We start from the raw sequence: 12,071 nt of genomic DNA, 5'->3' as shown, positions 1-12,071 counted from the left end.
AATTCCAAATTCCAATTTATATTGGGGTTTGGTTTTTTTTATTTTGTTAGGTTGGGCTTGGAATTTGGAATTTTAGATATTGGAATTTACAATAGGAAGCGTAAACCTAAATGTGCTTCCTTTTCCTTGTTCGCTTTCTACCGAGATTTCTCCTTTATGGATGTTTATAAACTCTTTGCAGAGCAGTAATCCGAGTCCGCTTCCCAGTTCGTTTTCTGTGCCTTTTTGGAGCACTTTTCCGTTAATTTTAAATAACTTTTCTTTGATGTAATCAGGAACTCCGATTCCATTGTCTGTAATAGAGATTTCTGCTTTCCGATTGGTTTTAATCAGTTTTAGTTTAATTTCTCCATTTTTGTCTGTAAATTTAATGGCATTACTCAGCAAATTACGCAAAATAGTGCTTATCATATTTTTGTCTACTTCTGCCTCAACAAGAAAAGCCGATTCAAATTTGATGTCTATATTTTTACTTAAAGCAACATTTCTGCTTAGCTCGATATTCTCTTCAATTAAAGCATTTAGCAGTATATTTTTAGGGTGAAAAGTAATCATACCGGTTTGAACCTTAGACCATTCTAAAAGATTTTCAAGTAGCTTGTAAATACTTTTATTGGAGTCATGCAGCAGTTCTGATATTTCTTTTATTTCTTCACGGCTGTACTGGTCTATATTTTCCAGCAAAATTTCAGAAAGAGAAATCGATGATCCTAAAGGCCCTCTTAAATCATGAGAAATAATAGAAAAAAACTGGTTTTTGTCACTCAAAAGCTTTTTGATTTTATTGTCCTGTCTTTCTTTTACTAAAAGCAGAAAACCCACGATTCCAATTAAAGTCAAAAGAAACAAACAAATGCTATAAAAGCTGTCAAAAGTATCATTAGCAATAATAAGATTTTGAGGATTTAAATATCTGTGGACTATTCGTATTGCAATTAGAATTTCAAATCCCGTGTAGCACAAAACGTAAAAAGTCTTGAAAAAACTTTTTTCCTTTTCTGTAAAATAAATAATTGTGGGTAATAAATAGATAGCAAAAACACCAATGCCGCCAATGATAACGCGAGTATTCATTGAGGCATAAAAAAGTGTCGAAATATTAAAAAGCAATATCGCTGTTGCTGTAATAGCTATCTGAATTTGAAACTGCCTTTTTGCATGCGCTTTAATGAGTGAAAGCATTGCAAGTGTTTCGAAGCAGCAGGCGCCAAAAATCATCGAATTGGCAATATTAATAGAAGCAAAATCTGGGATGATATTTCGTAGAAGAGCCAATATCCACGCAAGAGTCAGTATTAATTTACCTAATCCAAACCATTTTAATATTTTTCTGTTATCACTATTGGCATACGAAAACGAAAAACTAAAAATAAGAATGCAGGTAAAAAAATTACCCCAGAAATAAAGCAGAAAAATGGTTTTCGGATCTACTGGTAATAGTTCAAACATTAAAAGGATTTTGCTTTTTTGGAAATCGATTTTACAAATATACAAATAAAGTAAACATTCAAAGCCATGATGATCGCACGTAGAATGCTGTTTGGCCATAATTAACAATTAGTTTTCTTTAGAATCCTTACTGTTTTTTTAAATTTACATACTGTTAAATTATTGAAAAGGGATGCAAATAAAAAGAAAGAATTAAATTACATGTTGATTGATTTCTTAGCTTTGTAAAAAGTACCACAAAACTCTTTGTTATGCCACTAATTGAACATTCAGAATATGATTCTCCTTCGATTATTCATCGCAACAGGCATATTTCTACCATTTATGCTGCCTTGATAAAAAAGTTCGAAGTGCCTGAATATACCAGAGAAAAGCATGAATTGAATGACGGAGATTTTATCAACATCGATTATATTTTAAATGACTCAAAAAAAGCGGTTATTTTATGTCATGGCTTAGAAGGAGATTCGCGCAGAACGTATAATAACAGCTGCGCAGCCTATTTTCTGGAGAAAGGTTTTTCTGTTTTCGCTTGGAATAACCGGACTTGTGGAGGAGAAATGAACCGTCTTCCGAGACTTTATCATCATGGAGCGGTTGACGATCTTGATGAAGTGGTACGATTTGCATTGAAAAAAGGAATTGAAGATATATATTTAATCGGATATTCTATGGGAGGCGTTCAATTGCTTAATTATTTGGGTTGGACAAAAATTGACGAACGCATAAAAGCTGCGGTTTCTATTTCCGTGCCAACGCATATTGCGACAAGTGCAGAGGTGCTTAAGCAAGGTTTTAATAGAGTTTATCTAAAGAATTTTACAATTGATATTAAAAAGAAGCTGAAATACAAAGCAGCGCAATTTCCTGATTTTATCAATAGTGATCAAATAGATAATATTTCGACTTTTGATGAAGTCGATCAGTATTTTACGGCACCACTTCATGGATTTGCGAGCCGTGATGATTATTACGAACGTGTTTCTCCAGAGTTTTCTCTTAAGAATATTACCACTCCAGTTTTAATTATTAATTCGCTAGACGATCCTTTTTTGGGCGAAAGATGTTATCCAAGAACGATTGCCAAAGACAGTGCCTATGTGTATTTGGAAACGCCTAAATATGGTGGACATTGTGCTTTTCCGCTTCGTGATTCTGAATATTCTTATGCCGAAAAAAGAGCTTTTACGTTTTTTGAATCTTTCAGATCAAACAATACTTTCTTTTAGGAAATAGATTTATTCATCGCCAGAATTTTCAATTTCAGAAGGCGCTTTTTTTCTAATGCTGGTACTCAGATAAAAAAACAAACGGATCGTATGATTCATGTCATATTGATATCCGGAATATTTTTGCTGATAGACATTCATGTACCCAAAATCGTAACTCCATTTAGGATTAATATTTTTTTTGATTCCGATGAAAAAACGGTTTTGATCAAAAGTATTATAGATAACTTCTTCTCCAAAATGTAGCAGAATCTCATCTGAAAGAACCATTTGAGGCCAAGATTTTTTATCAGAAATTCGGAAAGTAAAGCTCATCAAGTAACGAATTCTATTGGTAAAACGCCAATCGCCGCTTGGTTTATCGTTGACGATTTTCTCCTGCCAGCGCTGTTCATTCCGTAAACGCTGTAAAATGCTAACATTTCCAAATTTTGTATTTAACTGAGCCTGCTGATAAATTCTGTTTTCATCAGAAAAAGTACTCCAATCCGGATTTGAAGGAGCAAGCCACATATGCGCATATCCTAGATTTAAGGAAATATTTGAATTTGTAATGTAACTGATACCGCCTCTTATAAAATAAAAACTCGGATCAGAAACAAAATCATTCCGTCTGATATGAAAGTCGCCAATCACACCCCAATGGTCAGCAAATTTGGTAACCGTATTGATAGAAACCCAGGTTTGAAGCTGCTGGTTAATTTCTTTTTCCTGTCCTTGTCCCAATACATTTAAAGAAAGCAAGAAAATCAGGATTCTGATAAAATTGGTTTTCATAAAAAGCACGATAGAAATTAATAAAAAGTAAATTTCTTTAAATCTGTTAAGGGCTTTGAATTGTTTAAGTAAAGATATTCTTTTTTAACGAGAAATTATATCGTATATTTAAGTTTTAATTTATTTTATATCAGTTGATTATGTGTTTTTTAAAAAGAATTTTAACGGATTAAACAAATTTTTTAATCATTTGATTAAAAAATTTGTTTAAGATATTTGTAAAAAACTTAACTTTGCCTGTAAATAATTAAATATGAGTACTTCAGCATCTGATAAAAAAGATTCTACTACAGAAGAAAAAATAAAAGCAGCAGCTAAAACTGTTTTTTATAAAAAAGGCTTCTCAGCAACCCGAACAAGAGATATTGCTGAAGAAGCGGGTTTGAATCTTGCTTTGCTTAACTACTATTTCAGAAGCAAGGCTAAACTTTTTGAAATTATAATGGTAGAAACTTTTGCTGGTTTTATTGGCAGTATGAAAGTGATTTTGAATGATGAAAAAACTTCTTTAGAACAAAAAGTACAGATTATTGCCGAGCGATATATTGATTTTATCAGCGTAGAACCAGAAATTCCAACCTTTATTTTAACTGAAATCCGTAATAATCCAGAAGGACTTTTAAAAAGACTGCCTATTAAAGAAATCGTAAATGAGTCGGTTTTTATCAAACAGTTTCAAGAAGCAGTTCAAAATAAGGAAATAACAGAACCTAATCCGCTTCATTTTTTGATGAATCTGTTGGGATTGGTTGTTTTCCCATTTATCGCAAAACCCATTATTATGGGAAGCAGAAATCTAGAAAAAGAACAGTTTGACACATTAATGCAAGAACGCAAGAAAAAAATCCCGATCTGGATTAATATGATGTTTAAAGCCTAATACTAACCAGAAGTTAATTTATACTGTAATGAGAAGGAAATTATACTTTAAATATATTGGAATCTTGTCCTTTATAACAGTTCAAGCGCAGACCTTGACGATAGATCAAAGTTATCAGTTGGCTGTTGAGAATTATCCTTTAATAAAACAATATGAACTCATTGAAAAAAGCAAAGAATATACTTTGAGTAATGCCAATAAAGCTTATCTGCCTCAAATAAGTCTAACCGCAATTGAAGGATATGTTTTTGGAGATTTTCCGACTTTGGGAAGTTCAGGAAACGACAGCAAATTTAAATTTATTGGTCTCGGGCAAGTCAATCAGACGATTTGGGATGGAGGCGCTACCAAAACACAGAAAAAGATTATTGAGGCATCTTCAAACACAGATAAAGCTTCTGTAGAGGTTTCGCTTTACGATTTACGTTCTCGGGTAAATCAGCTTTATTTTGGTGTATTACTTATAGACGAACAATTGAAACAGCTTCAAATTCAAAATGCCATTATTGCCAATAATATCGATAAGGTTAAAAAACTTCATGAAAATGGTTTGGCTTACAAAACGGATGTTGATGAAATGAAAGCCGAACAGCTCAATCTTAGCAGACAGAAAAAAGACTTTGAATATACGAAGGCAGGTTATCAAACGATGCTTTCTTATTTGATTGGGAAAAATATCACTCAAGAAAAATTTGGGAAACCTTTCAATTCTTCTACTCTCGACACCATTATCAAACGTCCCGAACAATTGCTTTTTGCCAGTCAGCGAAATCTAGTAAATGCACAATCAGAAATGCAGAAAGTAAATCTTATGCCTAAAGTTGGATTACTGGGAGCAGGCGTAATTTTGGCACCTGGAATTAATTTAGGAACTAATAAAATTTCTACCGTTGGAGTTGCAGGAGTAAGTGTTGGATGGGATATAAAAGGTTTGTACAAAAATTCAAATGAAAAACAGCTGACGCAGCAGAACTTGAAAAAAATAGAAGTTCAGGAAGAGACATTTTTATTTAATACCAGATTTCAAATGAATCAAAAAACGGCTGATATCGAAAGACAGAAAGCCATTCTGAAAGACGATGATGAAATTGTAAAACTTCGTCAAACTATTCGAGAAGGATATCAGCTGAAATACGACACTGGTGCTGGCCCGCTAATCGATTTACTAAATGCAACCGAAAAAGAAGGAAATGCACGAGCAGAAAAAGCGTTGCATGAAATTCAATTGCTTATGGCAGAATACGAGTATCAAACAATCAAAGGAAATTAATACTATACATTATGAAAAAGATAAAGCTTTTCTATTTTCTTATTCCAGCAATATTGATGTTTTCCTGTAACGATAAAGAAAATGATTTTGATGCTTCAGGATCTTTCGAGGCTGTTGAAACCATTTTGTCAGCAGAAGCAAATGGTCAGATTTTACAATTGAATGTAGAAGAAGGCCAGCAATTAGAAGCAGGACAAAAAGTAGGTTTTATAGACAGTACACAGCTTGCTATAAATAAAATGCAATTGCGCCAGAACGAAAAAGCGATTCTAAGCGGAAAACCACAAATAGAAATTCAGACTGAAAGTTTAAAACGACAGCTTGACAACGCCATTTTAGATCGTAACAGAACTGAAAAATTGGTAAAAGGCGGAGTCGCTTCTCAAAAACAATTGGATGATATAAACTCTAAAGTTGCCGCTTTACAGGCTCAGATTAAAGCTCAAAAAAGTTCGTTGGAAACCACAACTGAAAATTTAACTCAGCAGGGAAATACAGTTGGAGTTCAGTTAAAGGGAATTGAAGATCAATTGAGTAAAAGTGTAATTGTAAATCCGATAAAAGGAACTGTTTTGGCAAAATATGCAGAGCAGTATGAAATGGCTGTAATTGGAAAACCATTATACAAAATTGCCAATCTGGAAACACTAGATTTGAGAGCTTACATAACAGGAACGCAGTTGTCTCAAATTAAAATCGGGCAGCAGGTTAAAGTGCGAATTGACCAAGGCGAGAAGAAATATAAAGAATATCAAGGAACAATTGCTTGGATTTCAGATAAGTCTGAGTTTTCTCCAAAAACAATTCCAACCAAAGACGAACGAGCCAATTTGGTTTACGCCATAAAAGTAAGGGTGAAAAATGATGGTTATCTGAAAATCGGAATGTACGGAGAAGTTCTTTGGTCAAAATAAAACAATACAATATGCCTTCAGTTACATTAAAAAATATTACTAAAAAGTATGGCGATTTTGTCGCTGTAGATGAGGTGTCTTTTGAAGTGCAGAAAGGAGAACTTTTTGGATTAATTGGTCCCGATGGCGCTGGAAAAACTTCCATTTTCAGAATCTTAACGACATTGCTTCTTGCCGATGGCGGAACAGCTTCTGTTGAAGGGCATGATGTTGTAAATGGATTTCAGGAAATTAGAAATAAAGTAGGCTATATGCCTGGAAAATTCTCATTGTATCAGGACTTGACAGTAAAAGAAAACCTCGAGTTTTTTGCCACTATTTTTGGAACTACAATCGAGGAAAATTATGATCTGATTAAAGATATTTACGATCAGATAAAACCTTTTAACGACAGACGTGCTGGAAAACTTTCGGGAGGAATGAAGCAAAAATTGGCTTTATGCTGCGCACTGATTCATAAACCTGAGATTTTATTTCTAGATGAACCCACAACAGGTGTTGATGTAGTTTCAAGAAGTGAATTTTGGGAAATGCTGTCAAAACTTAAAAAGCAAAACATCACAATCGTAGTTTCAACTCCATATATGGATGAGGCAAAGTTATGTGACCGAATTGCTCTGATCCAAAACGGAAAAATAATGAGTGTCGATGAACCGCAGGAAATTATAAACCGTTTTCCTAAAATGCTTTTTGCCGTAAAAGCAAAGAATATTTATAAGCTTTTACAAAATCTTAGAACCGAAAAAGAGGTGGAGAACTGTGATGCCTTTGGAGAATTTCTTCATTTGACATTACTCTCAGAACAACCAGATGTAGAGAAAGTAAAAGCGATTGCCCAAAAATACAACCCCGAAGATTTAGAAGTAAAAAAAATAGAACCTACAATCGAAGACAGTTTTATTCGTCTAATGCGGGAACAAAACCATTTCAATGAACCAAAAGAAATGCTGAATGGAAAATAAAGCTATAGTTTGTAAAGACCTAACCAAACAATTTGGTGATTTCAAAGCGGTTGACAAAATTAGCTTTGAAGTGAGCGAAGGCGAAATTTTTGGATTTCTAGGGGCAAATGGTGCTGGAAAAACAACCGCTATGCGCATTCTCTGTGGACTTTCGTATCCTACTTCTGGAGAAGCCAGCGTGGCTGGATTTGATGTGTACGGACAGCAGGAAAAAATTAAAAAGAATATAGGGTATATGAGTCAGAAGTTTTCGCTGTACGATAATCTGACTATTTTGGAAAATATTGAATTTTTTGCTGGAGTTTATGGCGTTTCAAGACCTGAAATAAAAGAAAGGAGCAAAGATTTGGTCTCGGCTTTAGGTTTGGAGAAAGAAGCCAAAAAATTGGTTGGCGGATTGCCTTTGGGATGGAAACAGAAATTGGCTTTTTCTGTTGCCGTTTTTCATCGTCCAAAAATTGTTTTTCTAGACGAACCTACAGGCGGTGTAGATCCGATAACGAGACGACAGTTTTGGGAAATGATTTATCAAGCAGCCGCAGACGGAATTACAGTTTTTGTCACGACGCATTATATGGACGAAGCCGAATATTGCGACCGAATCAGCATTATGGTTGACGGACGCGTAGCTGCTATAGATTCTCCGACAGCCTTAAAAAAGCGCTTTAATGCGGTTTCTATGGATGAGGTTTTTTATGAATTGGCAAGAAATGCCCAAAGAACATCAGATTAGTATGAAAAGATTACTGGCTTTTATCCGAAAAGAATTTTATCATGTTTTCAGAGATCGAAGAACTTTGCTCATTCTCTTTGGACTTCCTGTGGCGCAGATTGTTCTGTTTGGTTTTGCGCTGAGCAGCGAAGTCAAAAATATTGGAATTGCCATTCAGGATAATTCACACGATATTCATACCGAGAAAATGATTCGAAAAATACAGTCAAGTTCTTATTTTCATGTCGAAAATCCAATCTTGAATTATACCGATATTGAGAATAGATTTAAAGACGGAACCATAAAATGTGCAGTCATTTTTCCGACTAATTTTGGTTCTGATGTCCAGCGTCTGGGAGGAGCAAAAATTCAGGTCATTGCAGATGCATCAGATCCTAATACGGCGACTATTGTAACCAATTATTTAAACGCGATTGCTAGAGATTATCAGCAGGAATTGAATCCGACTGCGAAGTTAAACTATCAAATAATTCCAGAATTAAGACAGCTTTATAATGAAGAACAAAACGGTTCGCTTAATTTTATTCCAGGTGTAATCGCCTTGATTTTTATGATTGTGAGCACGGCACTGACTTCTGTTTCTGTTGTGCGCGAAAAAGAATTGGGAACTATGGAAATTTTGCTGGTATCGCCTTTTAAACCCATTATGGTTTTAATCGCAAAAGCAATTCCGTTTTTAGTGCTTTCCATAATCAACTTTATCATTATTATATTTCTTTCAGTATATCTGCTTGATGTTGAGATTAAAGGGAGTTTTCTGCTTCTTTTTGCAGAAAGTATTTTGTTTATTATTACCTGTCTTTCTCTCGGTTTGCTCATTTCAAATGTGACCGATTCGCAACAGACTGCGATGCTTATATCAATGATGGGAATGATGGTGCCTACTTTGATTCTGACTGGTTTTATGTTTCCGATCGAAAATATGCCTTGGATATTTCAAGCGATTTCCCATTTAATTCCGTCGCATTATTATTACATCATTGTAAAAGCTGTAATGCTCAAAGGTTTGGGCTTTTCATACATCTGGAAAGAAACTTTAATATTGGCAATAATGACCGTTTTATTGCTTACGGTCTCTTTGAAAAAATTTAAAATTAGATTGTCATGAAGGTGCTACGTTTTATATTACAGAAAGAATTTCGACAAATCTTTAGAGACAAAACGATTCTTGCCATGATGTTTTTTGTGCCAACAATACAGCTCATCATTTTACCGTTGGCGGCTAATTTTGAAGTAAAAAGTGTAAACATTGTTTATGTAGATCACGATCACAGTTCTTATTCTCAAAAGTTAATTAATAAAATAGGTTCTTCTGGATACTTTCATATTGTAGGAGCTCCAGCATCGTATTTGGAAGGCATGAAGTTCATTGAAACAGGAGATGCCGATTTAATTCTAGAAATTCCTTCTGGATTTGAACGAAACTTGGTAAGAGAAGGTAGTCAGAAAGTAAATATTGCCGCTGATGCCATCAACGGAACCAAATCGAATATTGGAAATGCTTATTTAAATGTTGTGCTTGCTGATTTTAGTAATGATTTGGATATACGATTTAAACTACCGCCACAATCGGCTTCTGTTTCGCCATCCTTAATTACTTTGACAAGTACAAATTGGTACAATCCAAGAGCGGAATACAAATATTATATGGTTCCAGGTATTTTGGTCTTGTTGCTCACATTGATTGGCGGATTTATTACGGCATTAAATATTGTAAAAGAAAAAGAAATAGGCACAATTGAACAGATTAATGTAACGCCAATTCAGAAATGGCAATTTATTTTAGGCAAACTCATTCCGTTTTGGATTGTCGGAATGATTGTATTTACAGTTGGCCTAATTGTAATGTACTTGATTTATGGAATATTTCCGCAAGGCAGTTTCTTGGTGTTATATCTCTTTGCGGGAGTTTATTTGACTGCCTTATTAGGATTAGGACTTTTGATTTCGACATTTGCCGATACGCAATTGCAAGCCATGTTTATTGCCTTTTTCTTTATGATGATTTTTATGCTTATGAGCGGTTTCTTCACCAGTACCGACAGCATGCCGAATTGGGCAAGAACCATTTCAGAGTTTACTCCTGTAACGCATTTTATAAAAGTAGTTCGACTTATTGTTCTAAAAGGAAGCGGTCTGCAAGAAGTTGGAAGAGAGCTTTTGTACTTATTTATTTTTGCCATTGTACTAAATGCACTGGCAATTTATAACTATAGAAAAACAAGTTAATAGATTTTAAAAGTTTTTTGTTAAACGAAATTTAAGGTAAAAAACCCCGCTGTTAAACGGGGTTTTGCTTTTAAATATTTCGATTCGGATCGGTTCCAGATTCATCTTCTTCAAAATCCTTTTGATTAAGTTCATCACCATCATCGATGTCTTCGTCGTTTTCATCATCTTCAAATTCTTCGTCAAATTCATCTCCACCTGGGTTATCATCTAGTTTTTGATTGTTGATTTGGTCTTCGTCAAATTCGTCTCCATAATCTGGTTCTGCATTATCGCTTATGGAATGATCTGCGGGTGGAGCGTCAATGTCGATATCATCATACTGATGATCATTTTCATATCGGGTTTCGTCATCTTGAAAATATTGGTCCTCTGGACTGTAATTTTCTTTTTTATCTAAATTCATAAATGCTATTTTTTAATTGTTTACAGTAAAAGTAGCATTGTCTTATGCTTGAATTTTATAAATCATGACCATGCAATTATATAATTTACAGTTCGTTGAAAAGATTAAGCCTCCTTTTTCCCCCACAACAAAACTTCAATCTTTTCTGTATAATGAATTCTGTCAGGATAGGTATTGATTATAAAATCTCCAGCCTCATACCAAATGTCTTTTATCCTAATTTCGAGATCCAGAATTTCCCATTCTTTATGATGAATATCAAAACGACAAATTTTATCATTACAGATATCATACAAAGAATGCCTTTCGGTGAGCCAAACATCCAAATCTGTTTTTTGAATAGAAGAAGTTTTTCCGATTTTAATATCAAGAAGATGATTTTGTTTTAGGTTTTGAGAAAAAAGACGATTTCCTGACCGCTTAATTTCTGCCTTTTCATAAGGAAGTCCGATAAAAAGTTTAGAAAATAAAACTTCAATTAATTTATTCGTCTCAATGGAGAATAGGTAAATACCAGGAATTCCGTCTTTTGTAACATAAGTTCTGATATTAATTTCTTCAAAATTAGAAATATAAGGCAACATTGGAAGATATCGCAATCGCATGTTTTTTATTTCAAACGAAACAAGAGAAACCCAAGCCATGCCAGCATAAGTATCTATTTGTATTTCTTTTGGAATGTATTTTTCTAAAAGGTACGAAGGAACTTCCCAATGAAAAAATACAGTGTGGTACCATTCCTGATAGTATTTCCATTTTCTTTGGGGCAAAGGATATTGTCTGTTTTCGGTAGCATTTAGTATTTGTTTTATTGAAGCCATCTGGTAAATTATTAATTATGGTAATCATATAATAGTGAGAACTTTATAGTGTAAGTGGCTATGGATTTTCTTTCTAAAATTTGCAATGAAACATGAGTTAAGTGTTTCATAAACAAATTGTTAATTTAAAATTGATTATTATGAAAAATTTATTTCTAATTGCTTGTATGCTATTATGTTTTAGCGTTGCATCGGCTCAGGATACAATTCCGGGAAAGAAAAAATCTACTCCTAAAACAGATACTGTTCATCATAAAAAGAACAAGCAGTATCCTTCGACACGAAAAACGGACACAGTCAACAAACAGCGTACCGATAAAAAGAAAGGAACTCCAAAGTCTACTAACAAGGCCACCGTTCCGTCTAATAGAGACACTATCAATGGCACAAGACCATAAGAT

Annotated in this window: 13 protein-coding genes; 9 read left to right on the top strand and 4 right to left on the bottom strand. The window is 34.1% G+C overall.

The window, feature by feature from the left end:
- Positions 1-72 precede the first annotated feature (72 nt).
- On the bottom strand, positions 73-1,449 hold the full coding sequence (locus DMB71_RS02920) for a sensor histidine kinase (protein ID WP_162614771.1): 1,377 nt from the start codon (positions 1,447-1,449) through the stop codon (positions 73-75).
- Positions 1,450-1,700: 251 nt separating this feature from the next.
- Between DMB71_RS02920 and DMB71_RS02915 the strand changes: the two genes are divergently transcribed.
- Positions 1,701-2,678: a YheT family hydrolase gene (locus DMB71_RS02915; RefSeq protein WP_111363531.1), complete on the top strand. Its 978-nt coding sequence runs from the start codon at positions 1,701-1,703 to the stop codon at positions 2,676-2,678.
- Positions 2,679-2,687: 9 nt separating this feature from the next.
- Here DMB71_RS02915 and DMB71_RS02910 read toward each other — a convergent pair whose 3' ends face one another.
- Positions 2,688-3,455 (bottom strand): DUF2490 domain-containing protein, encoded by a 768-nt coding sequence (locus DMB71_RS02910; protein ID WP_111363529.1) that lies wholly within the window; start codon positions 3,453-3,455, stop codon positions 2,688-2,690.
- Between the two features lie 253 nt (positions 3,456-3,708).
- On the opposite strand from DMB71_RS02910, the gene DMB71_RS02905 reads away from it, so the two are divergent.
- From DMB71_RS02905 to DMB71_RS02875, 7 genes are read left to right on the top strand one after another with little or no spacing between them, the layout of a single operon-like run.
- Entirely contained in the window at positions 3,709-4,335 is a 627-nt protein-coding gene (locus tag DMB71_RS02905; RefSeq protein WP_111363527.1) for a TetR/AcrR family transcriptional regulator, read from the top strand.
- Between the two features lie 28 nt (positions 4,336-4,363).
- The gene (locus DMB71_RS02900; protein WP_111363525.1) at positions 4,364-5,605 is read left to right on the top strand and encodes a TolC family protein; all 1,242 of its coding nucleotides are present in this window, start codon (positions 4,364-4,366) and stop codon (positions 5,603-5,605) included.
- 11 nt (positions 5,606-5,616) lie between these two features.
- Positions 5,617-6,519, top strand: coding sequence for an HlyD family secretion protein (locus DMB71_RS02895; RefSeq protein WP_111363523.1), 903 nt, complete (start codon positions 5,617-5,619; stop codon positions 6,517-6,519).
- An 11-nt stretch (positions 6,520-6,530) separates the two neighbouring features.
- Complete coding sequence (locus DMB71_RS02890) at positions 6,531-7,481, top strand: ABC transporter ATP-binding protein (RefSeq protein ID WP_111363617.1); 951 nt, start codon at positions 6,531-6,533, stop codon at positions 7,479-7,481.
- Positions 7,471-8,214 (top strand): ABC transporter ATP-binding protein, encoded by a 744-nt coding sequence (locus DMB71_RS02885; protein WP_111363521.1) that lies wholly within the window; start codon positions 7,471-7,473, stop codon positions 8,212-8,214. Before DMB71_RS02890 ends, DMB71_RS02885 begins: the two co-directional genes overlap by 11 nt.
- A gap of 1 nt (position 8,215) precedes the next feature.
- Positions 8,216-9,322, top strand: a complete 1,107-nt coding sequence (locus DMB71_RS02880) for an ABC transporter permease (protein ID WP_111363615.1) — start codon at positions 8,216-8,218, stop codon at positions 9,320-9,322.
- On the top strand, positions 9,319-10,443 hold the full coding sequence (locus DMB71_RS02875; RefSeq protein WP_111363519.1) for an ABC transporter permease: 1,125 nt from the start codon (positions 9,319-9,321) through the stop codon (positions 10,441-10,443). The genes DMB71_RS02880 and DMB71_RS02875 overlap by 4 nt, the downstream gene beginning before the upstream one ends.
- A gap of 70 nt (positions 10,444-10,513) precedes the next feature.
- On the opposite strand, the gene DMB71_RS02870 is transcribed toward DMB71_RS02875, so the two are convergent.
- Complete coding sequence (locus tag DMB71_RS02870) at positions 10,514-10,849, bottom strand: hypothetical protein (RefSeq protein WP_111363517.1); 336 nt, start codon at positions 10,847-10,849, stop codon at positions 10,514-10,516.
- A 104-nt stretch (positions 10,850-10,953) separates the two neighbouring features.
- Positions 10,954-11,670, bottom strand: coding sequence for a YqjF family protein (locus DMB71_RS02865; RefSeq protein ID WP_111363515.1), 717 nt, complete (start codon positions 11,668-11,670; stop codon positions 10,954-10,956).
- 140 nt (positions 11,671-11,810) lie between these two features.
- On the opposite strand from DMB71_RS02865, the gene DMB71_RS02860 reads away from it, so the two are divergent.
- Positions 11,811-12,068, top strand: a complete 258-nt coding sequence (locus tag DMB71_RS02860) for a hypothetical protein (protein WP_162614770.1) — start codon at positions 11,811-11,813, stop codon at positions 12,066-12,068.
- The last annotated feature ends 3 nt before the right edge of the window (positions 12,069-12,071 follow it).

The organism is Flavobacterium tistrianum (assembly GCF_003254545.1).
GTDB classification, from domain to species: domain Bacteria; phylum Bacteroidota; class Bacteroidia; order Flavobacteriales; family Flavobacteriaceae; genus Flavobacterium; species Flavobacterium tistrianum.
Note: the sequence above shows the minus strand (reverse complement) of the source record. Positions and strands in the feature narration are given on the sequence as shown.